This window comes from Pseudomonas sp. 9Ag, from assembly GCF_902506445.1.
In the GTDB taxonomy this organism is placed as follows: Bacteria; Pseudomonadota; Gammaproteobacteria; order Pseudomonadales; family Pseudomonadaceae; genus Stutzerimonas; species Stutzerimonas stutzeri_AB.
Map to the genome: position 1 here is coordinate 1484567 of NZ_LR733836.1, position 19211 is coordinate 1503777.

Sequence of the window (19211 nt, forward strand, 5' to 3'; positions counted from 1 at the left end):
TCTTTAGTTGATTTCCAAACATCTATGCCAGCTCGACCAGGTCGAGGGCATGGACCTTTGGCGACTTCAACACGGCAATAGGCATTGCCCACCTTATTAAGCTCATAAAAATAATCAGGAGCAAGACAGCAGATGCAAGACACACGAACCGCGACGCCAGTGGTCAAGGAAATGCAAGTCATCCCGGTCGCGGGATATGACAGCATGCTGTTGAACCTGTGCGGGGCGCACGCGCCCCACTTCACTCGCAATCTGGTGATCCTCAAGGACAGCGCCGGGCGCACTGGTATCGGTGAAGTGCCGGGTGGCGAAGGCATTCGGCAAGCCTTGGAGCGATCCAAAGACCTGGTGATTGGCCAGCCCATCGGCCGCTATAACGGAATCCTCAACGCATTGCGCCGCAGCATTGCAGGCGGCTCGGCCAAGGGTCCGCAAGCTACGCAGCATGAGGTCACGTCCGAAGCGGAAGCGGCGGTTCTGAAGCAGCCGCACGAGATCAATCTGCGTTTGGACAACGTCATCACCGCTGTCGAAGCGGCCCTTCTCGATTTGCTTGGCCAGCATCTCGACGTGCCAGTTGCAGAACTCCTTGGCAGTGGCCAGCAGCGCAACAGCGTGCCGATGCTCGCTTACCTCTTCTATATAGGCGACCGCACCCGTACCGACCTGCCGTATCTGACCGGCACCGGTCCGGCTGATGACTGGTATCACATCCGTCATCAGGAGGCGGTGACCCCGGCCTCCATTGTCCGACTGGCCGAGGCCGCTACGGCGCGCTACGGTTTCAAGGATTTCAAGCTAAAGGGCGGTGTAATGCGTGGAAGCGAAGAGATGCAGGCGATTGCCGGCATCAAGTCGCGCTTCCCTGACGCCCGCGTGACGCTTGATCCCAATGGGGCCTGGTCACTCGCCGAAGCCATCCAACTGTGCAAAGGCCAGGGACATATCCTTTCCTACGCAGAAGATCCATGCGGGCCGGAAAACGGTTACTCCGGTCGGGAGATCATGGCCGAGTTCAAGCGCGCAACCGGCATTCCTACCGCCACCAACATGGTTGCAACCGACTGGCGGCAGATGGGCCATTCGTTGCGTCTCGAATCGGTCGACATCCCGCTGGCCGATCCGCACTTCTGGACCATGCAGGGTTCGGTGCGCCTCGCGCAGATGTGCGAGCAGTTCGGCCTGACCTGGGGTTCGCATTCGAACAATCACTTCGACGTGTCGCTGGCGATGTTCACCCACGCCGCCGCCGCAGCACCGGGCAACGTCACTGCGATCGACACCCACTGGATCTGGCAGGAAGGCCAGGAGCGGTTGACCCGCGAGCCGCTACAGATCGTCGGCGGTGCGGTTCAGGTTCCAGACAAACCGGGCCTGGGCGTTGAGCCGGACATGGATCGGATCATGGCTGCGCACGAGCTATACAACCAGGTCGCCACAGGCGCGCGTGACGACGCCATGGCGATGCAATACCTGATCCCTGGATGGAAATACGACCCCAAGCAACCCAGCGTGGGTCGCCCATAAAAGAAGATAAGCACTAGAAAAGAGATATCAAGCGCCGCAACCCCAACCACCGGAGAGACATACAATGAAAAAAGCAATCAGCGCCTCCCTTGTTTCCGCCCTTCTAGCCACTGCCGTAAGCGGCGCATTCGCTGCTGAAACCGAGTGGCCCACTCGCCCGGTACAGGTTGTCGTCATCGCCAACGCTGGCGGAGATACCGACTTCAATGCCCGTACCATGGCCAAGTACTTCACCAAAATTACCGGTGAAGCGATGGTCATCACCAACGTTGCCGGCGGTGGCGGCACCCTGGCGGCCGAGCAGGTAAAACAGGCCGACCCGGACGGCAACACCATTCTCTTCACCCATACCGGGCAAATGATCGTCAACGAAGTCGCTGGCCTGACCGAAGACAGCCTGCACGCCTTCGACATCTGCTGTATCGCCGGTGTGGACAAGGGCACCGTCTTCGTTGCCTCGAAGAGCTCGGGTCTGAAATCGCTGGAAGATCTGATCTCCAAATCCAAGGCTGAGCCGAGCAGCGTCACCTACGGTACCGAGATGGGCAGCTATTCCCATCTGCAGGGTTTGATGTTCGAAGGTTTGACTGATACCAAGTTGAAGATGGTCGATGCTGGCACGGTATCCGAGAAAGTTGTCGCTCTGCTGGGCGACCGTATCGACCTCGCTGCCATCAGCTACGGTTCGGTACAGGACTACGTCACGAGTGGTGAGATGGTTGCCCTGGGTCAGCCCAACGCCGAGCGCAACCCACTGCTCGGCGACGTACCGACCTTCAAGGAGCAAGGCGTCGATTTCGTCATGGAAAAGCCTTACATCGTGGCGTTCCCGGACGGTACCGATCCGGCGATCATCGAGAAGATGTCAGGCATCGTGAAGCAGATCACCGAGATGCCTGAATACGAGGAAGAGCTGCGCAAGACCTTCAAGCAGCCGGTCAGCTATTTCGATACCAACTCGTCGATTGACCGCCTGACGAACACCCGCGAAGACTTCATGAAGTACAAAGACGAACTGCGCCAGAGCAAGTAAGCCCGCGGCATGATGCCGGGCGCCGTCACTGCGCCCGGCAGCCTTTCCTCTGAATCGAGAGCTCTCCCATGGATACCTACAAGAGAAAGGAGTTACTGGTCGGAGCCCTGATGCTGGGCGCCGGCCTGTTCTACCTGTTCCTGACCATCAACCTTCCGCGCAAAGGTTTCATCGACGCTTCGACCGTGCCCTACGTGCTATCCGTTGGGCTTTGTCTACTGGGCGTGCTTCAGCTGCTGACGGCGACCAAGGCCACCCAGCCCCCTGTTGATCCGGATGCGGACGCCGACCCGTCGGCTGCAACGCCGCCGGACTACCCAACGGTGTTCAAAACGCTGGGGCTGATCGCGGTTTATGTCGCCCTGCTGCAAAAGGTCGGCTTCCCGATCATGACCGTGCTCTATCTGTATGCGCAGTTCATCGTCATCACGCCGCGCGAGCAGAAGATTAACCACATCACCTACATCGTCATCGCGGTCATCACCTCCGCCTTGATCTTCTTCACCTTCCGGCAGGGCTTCGATCTGATGCTCCCGACCGGCTTTCTGAAAATCTAGGAGGCGGCCATGTTCGAATTACTGCAGGCCGGCTTTGGCGCGGTTTTCTCGCCCTACATCTTTATTCTGATCACCCTGGGTGTTGCCGTCGGCATCGTCTTCGGTGCAGTTCCGGGGCTGTCGGCCACGATGGCAATCGCCCTGTGCTTGCCATTGACCTACACCATGGGCCCAGCTGCAGGGCTGTCGCTATTGGTGGCCCTGTTTATCGGTGCGACATCTGGTGGCCTGATCTCAGCCATTCTGCTGAAGATTCCAGGCACGCCCGCCTCCATCGCCACGACCTTCGACGGTGGCCCGATGATGGAAAAAGGCGAAGGGTTGAAGGCACTGGGCGTCGGTGTGGTGTTCTCCTTCCTCGGCACCATCTTCAGCATCGTCGCACTGATGTCCATTGCGCCCTCGCTGGCCAAGATCGCCTTGCGCTTCGGACCTCATGAATACTTCTCCATCGCGATCTTTTCGCTGACGCTGATCGCCACGCTGTCCACCGGCTCGCTGCTCAAAGGCATCTATGCCGGCACGCTTGGATTTGCGTTTTCGACCGTGGGTATCGCCCCGGTGGACGCCATCCGCCGCTTCACATTCGATTCGCCGAACCTCAACGGTGGATTTGCGATGTTGACGGTGATGATCGGCATGTTTGCCGTGGCGGAAGTGATCAAGATCGCCGAGACCGGCAGAGCGGCACACAAAAGCAAGATCGCCTCGGTCAGCATGAAAGGCGTGAAAGGTTTTGGTTTCTCGCTCAAGGAGTTCTTTGGGCAGATCCCCAACGCGTTTCGCTCTGCGCTGATCGGTATCGGAATTGGCATCCTCCCAGGCATCGGTGCCGGCACGTCGAACATCGTGTCCTACATCATCGCCAAGAAGCGCTCCAAGCATCCCGAGCAATTCGGCAAGGGTGCCGTAGACGGCGTAGTGGCCAGCGAAACCGCCAACAACGCAGGCATCGGCAGCGCCATGATCCCTCTGATGACCCTCGGCATTCCTGGCGACACCGTGACCGCGATTCTCCTTGGCGGCTTCATGATCCACGGCATCCAGCCTGGTCCGCTGCTGTTCATCAGCCAGGGCGCGTTGGTGTACACCATTTTTGCGGCGCTGATCCTCGCCTCGGTGATGATGCTGGTTCTGGAATTCTATGGACTGCGCATCTTCATCAAGTTGCTGGCCGTGCCCAAGCATATTTTGCTGCCGATCATTCTAGTGCTGTGCGTCGTGGGTGCGTTCGGTCTGAGCAGTCGGGTGTTCGATGTCTGGACCATTCTGTTGTTCGGCCTGATCGGCTACGGCTTCGTCAAGGCTGGCATGCCCGCGGCGCCGTTCATCATCGGCTTCATCCTCGGCCCCATGGCTGAAACGAATCTGCGGCGTGGCTTGATGTTGTCAGACGGGAGCTTCATGGGCTTTCTCACCAATCCCATCTCTGCGGTGTTCCTGTTCCTGGCGCTGGCTTCGGTGGCCTGGCACCTGTTCAGCGCGCTGCGTAGTCGCAAAGGCACTGCAAGCAGGCTGCAGGAATCCTGAGTCAGGCGCGCCCAGCCTGCGCTGACAGGCTGGGAGCTGTAACAGAGGATCGAGACCGCGCCCTAGGGCGCGGTCTTTCGTTCAGGCGCGCTTGCCGAACTCCACTTGGGCTTGCGTCCAGCCTGCAATCTGGTCGCTCAGGCTCAGCCCCAAGCCTGGGCGGTCCGGGACGATCATCTGCCCGTCGCGTATCTCGAGGCGTTCGTTGAAGGCTGGTTCCAGCCATTCGAAGTGCTCGACCCACGTCTGATGCTCGTAGGCTGCTGCCAGATGCAGGTGAATCTCCATTACGAAGTGTGGCGCCATGATCATGCCGCGCTGCTCGGCCGCATGTGCCACCTTGAGAAACGGCGTGATGCCTCCCAAGCGAGGGGCGTCGTGCATGATCACGTCCACAGCGCCGGTGTCGACATAACCCAGAGCTTCGGTGGCGCTGGTGAGCATTTCGCCGGTGCCGATTGGCGTATCCAGTTGTGCAGCCAGGGCGGCGTGGCCGGCAACGTCGTGCGCGTCCAGCGGCTCCTCGATCCACTCCAGATGGTACTGCTCCAGCTCGCGCCCCATACGCAGTGCAGTGATGCGGTCCCATTGCTGGTTGACGTCTACCATCAGCGGCACTTCATCGCCGAGATGCTTGCGCAAGGCCTCCACGCGTTGCAGATCTAGTCGCCGGCTCGGTTGGCCGACCTTCATCTTTATGCCACCAATGCCGCCCTCTCGTGATTGGGTGGCTTTATCGAGCACTTCCTCGATCGAGGCCTGCAGGTAACCACCCGAGGTGTTGTAACAGGGAACCGCGCTGCGGTGCGCGCCAAGCAATTTGGATAGCGGCAGCGCGGCACGGCGGGCTTTCAGATCCCAGAGCGCCGTGTCGATCGCCGCAATCGCCTGCGCCGCAACCCCACCGCGGCCAACCGATGCGCTGGCCCATATCAACTTGCTCCAGAGCCGTGCAATGTCGCTGGGGTCTTCTCCGAGCAGCAGCGGCGCTATTTCCTGAGCATGGGCATATTGTGCCGGGCCACCCGTGCGCAGGCTGTAAGTGAAACCGAGCCCGCTGTGACCCTGACTGGTTTGAATTTCCGCAAACAGCAGACTGACCGATTCGAGCGGTTTCTGTCGTCCAGTCAATACCTTTGCGTCGCTGACGGCTGTACGCAGGGGGAGCGTCACCAGCCTGAGTTTTATCCAGCAGATGCAGTCCCCTGCCCGTTCACCATTGGCCTGAATTGTCATTGTTATCCTCGTTCAGGTTAGCCAAGTCGCAGCGCGACTCGCAGCAATGTCATCATACAACTCGTAACCACAAGCGCGTGATTGATCGCCAAGCTGTGCCCGGATCGGATACTCGACTTTAGTGGTATGTGATTGCATCAGATTGCTCGCTAATTTTGTGTTCTGAGTAAATCAGCAACCACTGAAAGCTAGAAACTGCGCGGCATTGAGAGGCCTTTTCGATAGATAGGAGGCAGCTCGGCAGGTGCTCTCATCGCATCAACAAGTTCGAGCAGGCAGGTTGACAACAGCGCGGGCTGGCGGAAATAATCGAGGCAAGTCATCCGACAACAGATGACACCAAAAATAATAAGCGACGGGCAGACCTCAATGACAAACACGACGACCGCTCCCACACCCTTCAATCGCCTCCTGCTGACTGGCGCTGCAGGAGGACTGGGCAAGGTGCTACGTGAAACGCTTCGCCCTTATGCCAAGATCATCCGTCTCTCCGATATCGCCCCCATGGAGCCCGCAGCCGGCGAACATGAAGAAGTCGTGCAATGCAATCTTGCCGACAAAGCCGCTGTGCACACCCTTTGCGAAGGTGTCGATGCAATCGCGCATTTCGGTGGTGTGTCGGTAGAGCGGCCTTTCGAGGAAATCCTCGAAGGCAACATTCGCGGCGTATTCCATATCTACGAAGCGGCACGCAAGCACGGCATCAAGCGTGTGATTTTTGCTAGCTCCAATCACGTCATCGGTTTTCACAAGCAGACCGAGACCATCGACGCCAGCGCTCCACGCCGCCCTGACAGCTACTACGGCCTGTCCAAATCCTACGGCGAGGACATGGCAAGCTTCTATTACGATCGCTACGGCATCGAGACCGTCAGCATCCGCATCGGCTCTTCGTTCCCCGAGCCGCTGAACCGCCGAATGATGGCGACCTACCTCAGCTATCGCGACCTGACCAATCTGATCGAGCGGTCACTGTTTACCCCGAACGTGAAGCACACCGTCGTCTATGGTGCCTCGGCGAATCGTGACGCGTGGTGGGACAACCACATGGCTGCGCACCTGGGCTTCGAGCCTCAGGATACCTCGGAAGTGTTTCGCGAAAAGATCGAACAGCAACCGCCCTACGCGCCTAATGATCCAGCTCTGATCTATCAGGGTGGCGCCTTCTGCGAAGCAGGCCCATTCGAAGACTGATTCCGCCACGCCGCGAAAACAACAAGAGAATCGCCATGGCAAACTCAGCAGAACTGATAGTCGACGCACAGAACGCAACGGGCGAAAGCCCGGTCTGGGTAGCTTCGGAACAGGCGCTGTATTGGGTCGACATACCCAACAAGCAGCTGCTGCGCTGGAATGCTTCGGATGCCTCCGTGACACGCTGGATGGGTGACCAGATGATCGCCTGTATCGCTCGCCGCGAAGGTGTCGCGAACCGTTGGGTAGCCGGCATGGAAGACGGCATCTTCGATGTGGTTCCGCAGAACGACGGCACACTCCGCACTACCCGGCTTGCTGGCGTTCAGCATGGCGCAGGCAACATGAGATTCAACGACGGGCGCTGCGACCGCCAGGGCCGCTTCTGGGCCGGCACCATGGTCATGGATATGGCCGCGGGCACTCCGGCCGGCGCGCTGTACCGACTCGACGGCTCGGCTGACAGCGAGTCGCTCAAGGCTCATCTGCAGGATTTCATCGTACCCAACGGGCTGGGTTTCAGCCCCGACGGACGCACCATGTACCTGTCCGACTCCCACCCCAGCGTTCAGCGCATATGGGCCTTCGATTACGACATCGACAGCGGTACGCCGAGCAACCGCCGCCTGTTCGTCGACATGAACCAACACCCCGGCCGACCTGACGGCGCTGCGGTGGATGTCGATGGCTGTTACTGGATCTGCGGCAACGATGCCGGCCTCGTTCATCGTTTCACCCCGGATGGACGCCTCGATCGCTCGCTCCAGGTGCCGGTGAAGAAGCCCGCCATGTGCGCCTTTGGTGGCTCCGGCCTGGACACCCTGTTCGTCACATCCATTCGCCCAGGCGGTGATCTGTCCGATCAACCATTGGCGGGTGGCGTATTCGCCTTGCAACCCGGCGTCGCCGGACTGGAGGAATCGCGCTTCCGATAACGATTCACCGATAAGGACGGGCGAGACGACCGTTCAGCTCTTAAAGCGCAACACTGCATACCAACAAAAACAAGACGGAGATTCACATGGACTTCAAACGCAAGTTGCTCATCGCTGCACTTCCCCTGGCCTTCTGCCTGTCGACCACCGCCTACGCGGAAATGACGCTGAAGATTGCTGAGATCCACCCCGCCGGTTACCCGACTGTTGTGGCTCAGGAAAACATGGGCAAGAAGATTGAAGAAGCCACCGACGGTGAGCTCAAGTTCCGCATGTTCTCAGGAGGTGTACTGGGCTCTGAAAAAGAAGTTGTTGAGCAGGTCCAGCTCGGCGCGGTGCAGATGACCCGGGTTAGCTTGGGCACCCTCGGCCCGGTCGTACCGGACGTGAACGCCTTCAACATGCCCTTCGTGTTTCGCGATCACGAACACATGCGCAAAGTGATCGACGGTGAGATCGGCCAGGAAATCCTCGACAAGATCACCAACTCCGATTTCAACATGGTCGGCCTGGCGTGGATGGACGGTGGCGTTCGCAACCTCTACACCAAGGAGCCGGTGCGCAACCTTGAAGATCTCAAGGGCATGAAAATCCGTGTCATGGGTAACCCATTGTTCATCGATACGCTGAACGCCATGGGCGCTCAGGGTGTGGCGATGAACACCGGTGAAATCTTCAGTGCCCTGCAGACCGGTGTGGTCGATGGCGCCGAGAACAACCCGCCAACCATGCTTGAGCACAACCACTTCCGCGCTGCGAAAAACTACTCGCTGACCGGTCACCTGATTCTTCCTGAGCCGATCGTGATCTCCAAGACCACCTGGAACAAGCTCACCCCGGAGCAGCAGGAAATCGTCAAGAAGTACGCCAAGGAAGCGCAGATGGAAGAGCGCAAGCTGTGGGATGAAAAGACCGCCAGCAGCGAAGCGAAGCTCAAGGAAGAAGGCGTCACCTTCATCGAAGTTGACAAGAAGCCCTTCTACGATGCCACCGCCCCGGTTCGCGAGAAGTACGGCGCACCTTACGCCGAGCTGATCAAGCGTATCGAAGCCGTTCAGTAATTCGTTCTCTCCAAAAAAACTCGCGGCGACGGGCCTCGCTCGCCGCCGCGCCTGTGGTGAAGTCTGATGAAAAACACGCTGCTGCGCGTCAACGACGCGATCTACATGACCTGTGTTTGGGTCGCGGGGCTGGCCATCGTGGTCATGTCCATGATCATCCCCTGGGGGATATTCGCGCGCTACGTGCTGGGCTCTGGCGGCGGCTGGCCTGAACCCGTAGCCATCCTGCTGATGGTGATCTTTACCTTTCTCGGTGCAGCGGCGAGCTATCGAGCCGGTGCGCATATGGCGGTGACCATGTTCACCGACCGCCTGCCCCAGTTCCTGCACCGTCACGTCGAGCTGCTGGTGCAAATTCTGATGGGCATCATCTGCCTGTTCATGACGATCTGGGGCGTCAAGCTGTGCGCTGCGACCTGGAATCAGTTCATGAGCACGCTGCCGACACTTCGTGTGGGTATCACCTATTCCCCGATCCCAATCGGCGGCGCTATCACGCTGCTGTTTGTCATCGAACGCATTATCTTCGGCGACCAGAGCCATCGGCGTGCGGTCAACTACGAGCTGGTCGAAGACAGCAAGGAGGCCGCGTAAATGGACGCGCTGATTCTACTCGGCAGCTTTGCCGTACTTTTTCTCCTGCGCATGCCTGTCGCATACGCCCTGGGCATGTCAGCGCTGATTGGCGCCTGGTGGATCGACATTCCGTTCGATGCGGTGATGATTCAGGTCGCCGGGGGCGTTAACAAGTTCTCGCTACTCGCTATCCCCTTCTTTGTGTTGGCTGGTGCGATCATGGCCGAGGGTGGCATGTCTCGCCGACTGGTGGCGTTTGCCGCGGTGCTGGTCGGCTTCGTGCGCGGCGGCCTGTCCTTGGTAAACATCATGGCGTCGACCTTTTTCGGCGCAATCTCCGGATCATCATTGGCAGACACTGCTTCGGTAGGTTCGGTGCTGATCCCGGAGATGGAGAAGAAGGGCTACCCTCGCGAATTCTCCACGGCCGTTACGGTCAGTGGCTCAGTCCAGGCGTTGCTGACGCCACCCAGCCATAACTCGGTGCTGTATTCGCTGGCCGCTGGCGGCACTGTCTCGATCTCATCACTGTTCATCGCGGGTATCGGCCCCGGTCTGCTGCTCAGCGCGGTGATGATGACCATGTGCCTGATCTTTGCTCGGGTTCGCAACTACCCCAAGGGCGAGGTCGTCCCACTCAAGCAGGCATTGAAGATCTGCGTTGAAGCGCTGTGGGGCCTGATGACCATGGTCATCATTCTCGGCGGTATTCTGTCCGGTGTGTTTACCGCGACCGAATCGGCATCCATCGCCGTGGTGTGGGCCTTCTTCGTCACCATGTTCATCTATCGTGACTACAAATGGCGCGAGCTGCCAAAGCTGCTGCACCGCACCGTTCGTACCCTGTCGGTGGTCATGATTCTGATCGCCTTCGCCGCGAGCTTCGGCTACATCATGACGTTGATGCAGATCCCGTCGAAGATCACCACGATGTTCCTGACTCTGTCGGACAATCGCTACGTGATCCTCATGTGCATCAACATGATGTTGCTGGTGCTCGGCACGCTGATGGACATGGCGCCGCTGATCCTGATCCTTACGCCGATTCTGATGCCGGTAATCATGGGCATTGGTGTCGATCCGGTGCACTTCGGCATGATCATGCTGGTGAACCTCGGCATCGGGCTGATCACGCCACCGGTAGGCGCGGTGCTCTTTGTCGGCGCGGCGATCGGCAAGGTCACCATCGAGAATACGGTTAAGGCGCTGCTGCCTTTCTACGTCGCGCTGTTCATGGTGTTGCTTGCAGTAACCTACATCCCCGCAATCTCACTCTGGTTGCCCAACCTGGTGCTCTGACAGCCGTGCATGCACGGACGAGGACGCCGCCCACCGGGCGGCGTTTCTCTTTGTAAGCCAGTAAGCCGTTAACGCAACCAAACGACGAACCGCTGTCATGCTTACCACAGGCCGCAACCGAACCCAGTGAAGCTGCTCAGGACAGGATTGAACCGATGCAAACTGCCACACCCTTTCCGCGTCACATTGCTGTAGTGATTCTGGCCACCCTGGCTTGCTCGTTCGCCGCCAATCATATCGCTGCTCGCATTGCCTTCGATCACGACACCGGCCTGTTGCTGGCCATGCTCTGCCGCGCGGGTGTGACGCTGCTGGCCCTCGCTGCGCTCGTGCTCTGGCGGCGCGAGTCCTTGCGTTTGAGCGCTGCAACGTGGCGCTGGCAGACTCTTCTGGGACTGTTGATCACGATCCAGAGCTTCTGCATCTATTCGGCGGTCGCGCGCATTCCTGTCGCACTGGCTCTGCTGGTGGTCAATCTTTCACCCATCATGCTCGCGCTCCTGAGCTGGGCGCTTGGCGGCCCGAGACCGACCCGTCAGGCGCTGGCGATCATGGGGCTGATTCTGATCGGCCTGGTATTGGTGCTCGATGTTCCGACGCGGCTGATCAGCAGTGAGGCGCCTGAAGGTCAATGGGTGGCGGGCATTCTGTTCAGTCTGACCGCCGCCGCGGTGTTTGCCCTGGCGTTGTGGGTCACCGAGCATAAGCTGTCTAGCATGGCTGGCTCGGTACGGAGCATGCTAACGCTGATTCTGGTGTTCAGCGCCTCGGCCCTGCTCGGTGCCAGCGGTCTGATCCCGGGAGGGCTAGGCCTGCCCAGCGCAACCGTCGGCTGGATCGCGCTGGGGTGCCTGGTGCTTCTCTATGGCGCGGCGTTTTCCACACTGTTCATCTGCATGCCGCGGCTGAACATCGCTCGCAACGCCCCGGTCATGAATATGGAGCCGGTTGCCGGAATGCTGCTTGGGTGGCTGATACTTGGCCAGATGTTGGGTCCACTGCAAATACTGGGTGGCTTCATCGTGGTGGGAGGCATTGTCCTGCTGGCTTACCGCAAGCACTGATCAGGCGAACCGGTGATGGGTAGGCGCGAACAGCGCCTACGGATCGGAATTTACTTCAAAGCAGTATTGCCAGCGGCCCGATAGAGACCGGATGGGCCACTGGCGTTGTGGGGGCTGAAGAGTCGATCAGCTGACCTTGTCCGTCTCCGCCTCTTCATGGGCCTGGCGCAGACGCTCGCGGCTGTTGGTGAGATGCAGGCGCATCGCAGCACGGGCTGATTCAGCGTCCTGGCGGGCAATGGCGTCGTAGATCTGCTCGTGTTCACGACCGAGGCGCTGCTGGTAATGCGGCTGATCATCATGTGCCAGGCGTGCGGAATTCAGCCGACTGCGCGGGATGATCGCCGTGCCAAGGTGATTCATGATGTCCGTGAAGTAACGGTTGCCCGTTGCTTCAGCGATTTGCAGATGGAACTGGAAATCCGACACGGCGGCTTCACTGGAAAGCGCCGCACTTCGCTGGAGCGAATCCAGAAATTCCCGCATAGCTGTCAATTGTTCGGGAGTCCGGCGCTGTGCCGCTAGTCCAGCGGATTCGACTTCCAGGCTGATCCTCAGCTCCAGAATCGACAACACGTCGCGTAGCGTTCCGATAGTAGCCGGATCGATGCGCAGACCTGTGGTGCTCGGGGTATCGAGCACGAAAGTGCCAATGCCATGGCGAGTCTCGACCAGTCCGGACGCTTGCAGCCTGGAGATCGCCTCACGCACTACTGTGCGACTGACCCCCTGAGCCTGCATGATCGCTGACTCTGTCGGCAGCTTGTCGCCGCGTTTGATAGCGCCGTCGCGGATCTGCTGCGACAGCTCGGTCACCAGCTCCTGTGCGAGGCTGCGGTGCTTACGGCGAACACGCGGCTGAGCAATCTGATTTTCCATGGACACATCAATCTCGTTGAAGCGAAGTAACCCGTATCATAGCTCAGTAGTTGTACGATAACTATCCGACCACCGTCTATTGCTCGATCCTACCTTGCGTCCGAAAAACGGCGGGGTTCAGCGTGAATCCTATACTGCACTGACACTCATCAGTCAGGAGACCGACATCATGCGCCGAATCATGTTACTGCTCGCGGCCGCGGTTGTAAGTACGCCGCTTTGGGCTATGCACTGCCCGATGGACATGGCCAAGATCGACAAGCAGCTCGAGACCAATCCGCCAAGCGATCCGGCAACGCTGGAAAAAGTAAAAGAACTCCGAGCGGAAGGAGAGCAGTTGCACAAAGCGGGCGACCACACTCAATCGCTCCAGGTTCTCGAGCAGGCCCAGGCGTTACTCGATTCCGCTGATTGATCGTCCCAAGCGGACGGCCCGCTCCTGCGGCCGTCCCAACTAGGGCGGGTTTGCCTCACCTGTGCATCTGACTCGCAACTCCTTTCGTGCAAAATCTTCTTCGCTGCTGAGGGTGTCGTAACCCTCTGGACAGAGCTGCTCTGCACGAGTCTCACATCCAGGTTGCTCAACTTTCTCGCAGGCCAATACGTACTCGTCTGTTGGTTGAGCGGCTGGCACGCCCTCGAACGCACTGCAGCCAGCCAGCGTCAGCAACGCCCCTGCGGCAAGGCTGACGCGATAAACGCTTTTGATCATGGGCAAAGTATCTCGCTCGATATATACACCGATGCGTCGATCGCCTACTCGGCGTAAGCCTCGGCTGACCCACACTGGTGAAGTTGGATGATTTCGCGTCGTCTCTGTCTCGCCTACTCTAATCACAAGTAGCGCAGGACGCGCAGCGGGCCAGGGAGGCTCGACAAGGAGCGTTCGCAGGAGTGCGAGTTAAAGGACAACGGAACGACTGGCTAAACGCCTGCAGCCCCGCCCCGTGCGGGGCTTTTTAATTGCGCGACTGCTAACGGGGATTAGGTGCGTCATCCAGTTCTGCACTGTCGGGGTCGACATCAGGGACATTATTCATCTCCCCTCCTCGCTTGGCATTGTCTCGTGGAGTCTTGCCGTCATTGTTCGGCAACTCATCCACGCCTGCTTCGCTACCGGGACTGACATCCGTTCGCTCGGATCCCAACGGAGGTGGTGAACCGGGAATGATCACATCCTCTTTGCCCGCGCGCTCGGCGTGCGAAGGATCGTTATTCTGGTTTGAGAGACCGTCAGGGTCATTGGCCATCGTTAATCTCCTCTGCCATAGCAAATGCACTACAGGATAAGAGGAGAGTGTCGGCGCTGCGTTCACGACGATAGGGTGCCACTGGTCACATGCAATGAGCCATAGCGCAGAGGCGGGCTGCTCTATAAACAATAAAACCGGCTGCGGCGGCCGGTTTAGATACGGATGTATCAGTGTGTCCCGATGGTGCCCGGAGCGGGAATCGAACCCGCATACCCTTTCGGATGAGGGATTTTAAGTCCCTTGCGTCTACCAGTTTCGCCATCCGGGCGGGACGGTGATGCGCGACGTTGATCGCGGCGCAGGACTATAACGGGGCTCTGGCCGAGGCGCAACCCGAACGGCGATGCCGGCGCGTCTGTAGCGAGTTTGCTGCCATGGAACAGCCCGAAGTTAGGCTTACGACGTAACGATTCAATGACGACGGCGCATGCCGACGATCAACCAGAACACCAGCCCGAGAATCGGAAAAATGGCGATACCCAGCGCCCATAGGGCTTTCGCACCGACGCTTCGATCGCTTTTGAACACGCTGATGATGACCAATAGATCCAGCACGATAACGGCGCCAGCAAGCGCAATTGCAAGGTAGCTCATCGCATCTGACATAGAGGACTCCTTAATAGACTCTATGTTTCAGTCACCGTCCGAGGCGCTACAGTTCCGGCTGGAGAGGATGCTCACCAGACCAGGCCAAGCTGCAGTGTCACGAATCACAAATTGAGCGCGCATAAAAAAACCGCAAGCTTTCGCTTGCGGTTTTTTTATTACTGGAGGCCGATGTCGGAATCGAACCGGCGTACACGGATTTGCAATCCGCTGCATAACCACTCTGCCAACCGGCCTCAAAACGATAACGCCGCATGCAGCGGCGTCATCGTCAACAAACTGGAGCGGGAAACGAGACTCGAACTCGCGACCCCGACCTTGGCAAGGTCGTGCTCTACCAACTGAGCTATTCCCGCATCGTCTTGGTGACGGGCGCCATTTTATAGTTTCAGCACGCCCCGTCAAGCCCTTGATTAAAAAAGTTTTTTATTTCTTTTCAGTAGGGCTCAGATGGGGCCAGGCGGCCATCAGGTAATTGGCCATTGACCACAACGTCAGCCCGGCAGCGACGATCAGCAACGCATAACCCAGCCCAACCCAGACCGTAGTCAGCGGGGGGTTAGCCAGCAAAATGATGAGCGCCACCATTTGTGCCGCTGTTTTCCACTTGCCCAGATTGGACACCGCCACCTGTGCCCGGGCGCCCAGCTCTGCCATCCATTCGCGCAAAGCTGACACCACAATTTCCCTGCCAATAATGATCGCTGCCGGCAAGGTCAACCAGAGGTTCGAATGCTCCTCAACCAGCAGCACCAGGGCCACAGCCACCATCAGTTTGTCCGCCACTGGATCAAGGAAGGCGCCGAAGGGTGTGCTCTGCTGAAGTTTGCGGGCCAGATATCCATCCAGCCAGTCGGTGATGGCCGCGATGGCGAATACCGCGCTTGCCGCAAGATAGCTCCATTGGAAAGGCAGATAGAACAACAGGATGATGATCGGTATCAGCAGTACGCGTAGCACGGTGAGAATGTTTGGGATGTTCATCGATACCACTGGTCCGCGGATTTAGAGGGAGATTCTACTCACTGTGCAGAGCGGCATAAATCGACTCGGCAAGCTTTTTACTGATACCCGGCGCCTTGGCGATCTCGTCAAGGCTCGCACGGCTAAGTTCTTGAAGACCACCGAAGTGTTTGAGCAGTTCTCGGCGGCGTTTCGGTCCGATGCCGGCAACCCCCTCTAATGTTGAGGTGGTGCGCGCCTTTCCCCGTCGCGCTCGGTGGCCGGTGATCGCGAAACGGTGGGCTTCGTCGCGCACCTGCTGGATCAGGTGGAGCGCTGGCGAGTCGCCTGGTAGCGTGAATTCATGCGCTGCATCGTTCAGATAGAGGGTCTCCAGGCCCGGCTTGCGGGTGACGCCTTTTGCAACGCCCAGCAGGATCAAGTCGGGCACGGCGAGTTCCTGCAGCACCTCACGGGCCATGTTGAGCTGGCCCTTGCCACCGTCCACCAGCAAGATGTCCGGTAGCTTGCCCTCCCCCTCGGCTGCTTTTCTGAAGCGACGGGATAGCGCCTGGTGCATTGCCGCATAATCGTCACCTGCGGTAACGCCTTCGATGTTGTAGCGCCGGTAGTCAGACTTCAACGGCCCTTCCGGACCGAACACTACGCAGGACGCCACGGTAGCCTCGCCACTGGAGTGGCTGATATCGAAGCATTCCAGCCGACTTGGCTGTTCATCCATCTCCAATGCTTCGGCCAGCGCCTGGAACCGTGCAGCCAGATGCTGGCGGCTTGCCAGTCTTGCACCGAGTGCTTGCTCGGCGTTGGTCAGTGCCAGCTGCTGCCAGCGCGCGCGGGTACCGCGTACCCGATGGGTGATGGTCAATTCGACGTCGCGTAACTCGACGACCGCGCTGATGAGTGTTCCGAAGTCTTCGTGCACGGCGTTGACGATCAACTCGGCCGGCAGATCGCGCTCCATGGAGCTGAGGTAATACTGCTCCAAAAATGCCTGCAGTACGTCGCTGACACTTTCCTCTATTGCCACCTGAGGGAAGAAATTCTTGCTGCCCAGCACTCTTCCACTGCGCACGCTGATCAGGTGGACGCAAGCGCCGCCCGGGCTCACCACGGCTGAGACGATATCGACGTTGCCGCTGCCGCCTTCCATGCTTTGCTGATCCTGGACACGTCGCAGGATGCCTATCTGATCGCGTATTTCCGCGGCGCGCTCGAAATCAAGCGCCATCGCCGCCTTCTCCATGTTCTTTGAAAGCTCCTCAGCCAGAGCATTGCTGCGCCCTTCCAGAAACATCACCGAATGGCGAACGTCCTCAGCATATTCCTCTGGATTCACGAGGTTCACACACGGCGCCTTGCAGCGTTTGATCTGGTACTGCAGGCATGGGCGGGTGCGGTTTCGGTAGTAGCTGTCTTCACACTGGCGGACGAAGAATGCCTTCTGCAACAAGCTCAGGCTTTCGCGGATGGCCCCGGCGCTGGGATAGGGGCCGAAATAGCGACCGATCTCCTTCTTGGCGCCTCGATGAATGCTGAGCCGAGGAAAGTTCCCACTGGAAAGAAAAACATAGGGGTACGACTTATCGTCGCGTAGCAGAATGTTGTACGGCGGCCGCCATTGCTTGATAAGCGTTTGCTCAAGCAGTAGCGCTTCGGTTTCGTTGGCCGTAATCGTCGTTTCGACCTGGGCGATTCTGACCACGAGCGCGGCTGTTTTCGGTGCTTGCCCGACCTTGCGAAAGTAACTGGCCAGGCGCTTTTTAAGGTTCTTCGCTTTTCCTACATAAAGCAGCTTGGCTTCGGCATCGAACATCCGATAGACGCCGGGACGTCCGCTGCAAGAAGCCAGGAATGCTGAGGAATCGAAGCCGCTCATCAATTGATGGTGTCGACCATGCCGTGTCGTACGGCGAGCAACGCTAGCTCGACGTCACTGGTGATCGACAGCTTTTCATAGATGCGATAGCGGTAGGTGTTCACGGTCTTAGGCGACAAACAGAGCTTGTCGGAAATAGCCTGGACCTTTTGACAGTTCGCGATCATCAGCGCGATCTGGATTTCCCGTTCGGACAATAGATCGAAAGGAGAGCCGTTGACCTTGGGCTGAAAAGACTTCAGTGCGAGTTGCTGGGCGATCTGTGGGCTGATGTAGCGCTGGCCGGCGAACACCATGCGAATCGCCTGGATCATTTCTTCCAGCGCAGCGCCTTTGGTCAGGTAGCCAGCCGCACCGGCCTGAAGCAGCCGTGTTGGAAACGGATCTTCCTCGCAAATGGTGACCGCTATGACCTTGATGTCAGGATGGCTGCGCAGCAGCTTTCGTGTCGCCTCGAGGCCGCCAATGCCAGGCATCTTGACGTCCATCAAGACGACGTCCGGCTTGAGCTCACGGGACTTCTTGATCGCCGCCTCACCGGATTCCGCCTGACCGACCACTTGCAAGCCATCGATATCGGCAAGCATGCGGGAAATGCCTGTGCGTACTAGATCGTGGTCGTCGACCACAAGCACTCTAATCAAGCAGACACCTCTTTCTGGACAAATTCAAAGCTGGGCTGGCTGCTCGCTTCATAAGCGGCGAACTTTAACAAAAAAAATACCGCATTACCCAGACCATACATCGCAACATGGCGTTATGGCATCACAGGATCGACTTACGGGGCTTGTCGAGTGAACGCGAGAGCGCAGACTGAAGTCATTGGTAATGACCAACATCGTCACCCATGCATGGAGTCCCTCTTGTTTGCCAGCTTCGTCGCCGCCTTTGTTCTGGCTACCGTTCATGTTTTTGCAGGCCGTTTGCGCAGGCTCGATAGCCTGCCTCGTAGCCGATGGCTTTCCATGGCTGGCGGCGTTTCGGTCGCCTACGTGTTCGTCCATCTGCTGCCCGAACTGGCGCGCGGTCAGGCGGTAATGGACGGCAGTGATATCTGGGTGCTCAGCTATTTGGAGCATCATGTCTACTTGCTGGCGCTGCTTGGCCTCGCCTCATTCTATGGCTTGGAACGGCTGATCAAGGAACATCGCCGTCGCTTGCCGGAACATGCCGAATCCCATGCGGGTGTGTTCTGGCTGCATATCGGCGCATTCGCTGTCTACAACGGTCTCATTGGTTATCTGCTAATTCAGGGTGAAAACAGCAGCCTGACTACACTGGTGCTCTATTGTGTCGCGATGGGCCTGCATTTTCTGGTCAATGACTTCGCCCTTCAGCACGACCACAAAGGGTTATTCAGACGCCGCGGTCGTTGGTTTCTCGCCGCGATGCCGCTGGCCGGTTGGACGCTCGGCCTCGCTACGGAGATTTCGGAGCTCGCCGTGTCGGCACTGACCGCTTTTGTAGGCGGCTCGATCATTCTGAACGTATTGAAAGAGGAGTTACCCGAAGAGCGCGATAGCCGCTTCAGTGCCTTCCTGCTCGGCTCGGTCGGCTATTCGGTGTTGCTGCTCAGCTTTCAGGGCGGCTAGCCGGGGCGAGCGTGGTCCGCGGCCTGTACC

General features: G+C 58.6%; 20 protein-coding genes and 3 tRNA genes. 13 read left to right on the forward strand and 10 right to left on the reverse strand.

Annotated elements, in window-relative coordinates:
• The first annotated feature begins 20 nt into the window (after positions 1 to 20).
• From ALTERO38_RS21760 to ALTERO38_RS06590, 5 genes are all read left to right on the forward strand, one after another.
• Positions 21 to 200, forward strand: a complete 180-nt coding sequence (locus ALTERO38_RS21760; protein ID WP_146030692.1) for a DALR domain-containing protein — start codon at positions 21 to 23, stop codon at positions 198 to 200.
• On the forward strand, positions 133 to 1527 hold the full coding sequence (locus tag ALTERO38_RS06575) for an enolase C-terminal domain-like protein (RefSeq protein WP_159967728.1): 1395 nt from the start codon (positions 133 to 135) through the stop codon (positions 1525 to 1527). The genes ALTERO38_RS21760 and ALTERO38_RS06575 overlap by 68 nt, the downstream gene beginning before the upstream one ends.
• Positions 1528 to 1591: 64 nt before the next feature.
• Positions 1592 to 2560, forward strand: coding sequence for a tripartite tricarboxylate transporter substrate binding protein (locus ALTERO38_RS06580; protein WP_159967729.1), 969 nt, complete (start codon positions 1592 to 1594; stop codon positions 2558 to 2560).
• Between the two features lie 68 nt (positions 2561 to 2628).
• On the forward strand, positions 2629 to 3117 hold the full coding sequence (locus tag ALTERO38_RS06585) for a tripartite tricarboxylate transporter TctB family protein (protein ID WP_148924259.1): 489 nt from the start codon (positions 2629 to 2631) through the stop codon (positions 3115 to 3117).
• A gap of 9 nt (positions 3118 to 3126) precedes the next feature.
• Positions 3127 to 4647 (forward strand): tripartite tricarboxylate transporter permease, encoded by a 1521-nt coding sequence (locus tag ALTERO38_RS06590; RefSeq protein ID WP_159967730.1) that lies wholly within the window; start codon positions 3127 to 3129, stop codon positions 4645 to 4647.
• 81 nt (positions 4648 to 4728) lie between these two features.
• Here ALTERO38_RS06590 and ALTERO38_RS06595 read toward each other — a convergent pair whose 3' ends face one another.
• Positions 4729 to 5883: a mandelate racemase/muconate lactonizing enzyme family protein gene (locus ALTERO38_RS06595; RefSeq protein WP_159967731.1), complete on the reverse strand. Its 1155-nt coding sequence runs from the start codon at positions 5881 to 5883 to the stop codon at positions 4729 to 4731.
• A 369-nt stretch (positions 5884 to 6252) separates the two neighbouring features.
• Here ALTERO38_RS06595 and ALTERO38_RS06600 point away from each other — a divergent pair, with 369 nt between their 5' ends.
• From ALTERO38_RS06600 to ALTERO38_RS06625, 6 genes are all read left to right on the forward strand, one after another.
• The gene (locus ALTERO38_RS06600; protein WP_159967732.1) at positions 6253 to 7077 is read left to right on the forward strand and encodes an NAD(P)-dependent oxidoreductase; all 825 of its coding nucleotides are present in this window, start codon (positions 6253 to 6255) and stop codon (positions 7075 to 7077) included.
• A gap of 35 nt (positions 7078 to 7112) precedes the next feature.
• Positions 7113 to 8012, forward strand: coding sequence for an SMP-30/gluconolactonase/LRE family protein (locus ALTERO38_RS06605; protein WP_159967733.1), 900 nt, complete (start codon positions 7113 to 7115; stop codon positions 8010 to 8012).
• Between the two features lie 86 nt (positions 8013 to 8098).
• Positions 8099 to 9073, forward strand: coding sequence for a TRAP transporter substrate-binding protein (locus ALTERO38_RS06610; protein WP_148924265.1), 975 nt, complete (start codon positions 8099 to 8101; stop codon positions 9071 to 9073).
• Positions 9074 to 9139: 66 nt separating this feature from the next.
• Positions 9140 to 9667 carry a TRAP transporter small permease gene (locus ALTERO38_RS06615; protein WP_159967734.1) on the forward strand — a complete coding sequence of 176 codons (528 nt, stop codon included), beginning with the start codon at positions 9140 to 9142 and terminating at the stop codon, positions 9665 to 9667.
• On the forward strand, positions 9668 to 10948 hold the full coding sequence (locus tag ALTERO38_RS06620) for a TRAP transporter large permease (RefSeq protein ID WP_148924267.1): 1281 nt from the start codon (positions 9668 to 9670) through the stop codon (positions 10946 to 10948).
• A gap of 155 nt (positions 10949 to 11103) precedes the next feature.
• On the forward strand, positions 11104 to 12012 hold the full coding sequence (locus ALTERO38_RS06625; RefSeq protein WP_159967735.1) for a DMT family transporter: 909 nt from the start codon (positions 11104 to 11106) through the stop codon (positions 12010 to 12012).
• A gap of 126 nt (positions 12013 to 12138) precedes the next feature.
• On the opposite strand, the gene ALTERO38_RS06630 is transcribed toward ALTERO38_RS06625, so the two are convergent.
• Positions 12139 to 12891 carry a FadR/GntR family transcriptional regulator gene (locus tag ALTERO38_RS06630; protein WP_159969648.1) on the reverse strand — a complete coding sequence of 251 codons (753 nt, stop codon included), beginning with the start codon at positions 12889 to 12891 and terminating at the stop codon, positions 12139 to 12141.
• Positions 12892 to 13060: 169 nt separating this feature from the next.
• Between ALTERO38_RS06630 and ALTERO38_RS06635 the strand changes: the two genes are divergently transcribed.
• Positions 13061 to 13306: a hypothetical protein gene (locus ALTERO38_RS06635; RefSeq protein WP_019339072.1), complete on the forward strand. Its 246-nt coding sequence runs from the start codon at positions 13061 to 13063 to the stop codon at positions 13304 to 13306.
• 559 nt (positions 13307 to 13865) lie between these two features.
• Here the strand turns inward: ALTERO38_RS06635 and ALTERO38_RS06640 are convergent.
• The 8 genes from ALTERO38_RS06640 to uvrY all read right to left on the reverse strand — a co-directional run bounded on the left by ALTERO38_RS06640 (position 13866) and on the right by uvrY (position 18233).
• The gene (locus tag ALTERO38_RS06640; RefSeq protein ID WP_159967736.1) at positions 13866 to 14141 is read right to left on the reverse strand and encodes a hypothetical protein; all 276 of its coding nucleotides are present in this window, start codon (positions 14139 to 14141) and stop codon (positions 13866 to 13868) included.
• Between the two features lie 184 nt (positions 14142 to 14325).
• Positions 14326 to 14412 (reverse strand) — tRNA-Leu (locus tag ALTERO38_RS06645).
• Between the two features lie 143 nt (positions 14413 to 14555).
• Positions 14556 to 14750: a PLD nuclease N-terminal domain-containing protein gene (locus ALTERO38_RS06650; protein WP_159967737.1), complete on the reverse strand. Its 195-nt coding sequence runs from the start codon at positions 14748 to 14750 to the stop codon at positions 14556 to 14558.
• A 162-nt stretch (positions 14751 to 14912) separates the two neighbouring features.
• Positions 14913 to 14986: transfer RNA gene (locus ALTERO38_RS06655), tRNA-Cys, on the reverse strand.
• 44 nt (positions 14987 to 15030) lie between these two features.
• Positions 15031 to 15106: transfer RNA gene (locus ALTERO38_RS06660), tRNA-Gly, on the reverse strand.
• Between the two features lie 70 nt (positions 15107 to 15176).
• Positions 15177 to 15734: a CDP-diacylglycerol--glycerol-3-phosphate 3-phosphatidyltransferase gene (gene pgsA / locus ALTERO38_RS06665; protein ID WP_159967738.1), complete on the reverse strand. Its 558-nt coding sequence runs from the start codon at positions 15732 to 15734 to the stop codon at positions 15177 to 15179.
• Between the two features lie 34 nt (positions 15735 to 15768).
• Positions 15769 to 17589, reverse strand: a complete 1821-nt coding sequence (gene uvrC / locus ALTERO38_RS06670) for an excinuclease ABC subunit UvrC (protein WP_372239356.1) — start codon at positions 17587 to 17589, stop codon at positions 15769 to 15771.
• Positions 17589 to 18233, reverse strand: coding sequence for a UvrY/SirA/GacA family response regulator transcription factor (gene uvrY, locus ALTERO38_RS06675; protein WP_159967740.1), 645 nt, complete (start codon positions 18231 to 18233; stop codon positions 17589 to 17591). The genes uvrC and uvrY overlap by 1 nt, the downstream gene beginning before the upstream one ends.
• Before the next feature lie 219 nt (positions 18234 to 18452).
• Here uvrY and ALTERO38_RS06680 point away from each other — a divergent pair, with 219 nt between their 5' ends.
• Positions 18453 to 19181 carry a hypothetical protein gene (locus ALTERO38_RS06680; RefSeq protein ID WP_256663801.1) on the forward strand — a complete coding sequence of 243 codons (729 nt, stop codon included), beginning with the start codon at positions 18453 to 18455 and terminating at the stop codon, positions 19179 to 19181.
• Positions 19182 to 19211 lie beyond the last annotated feature (30 nt).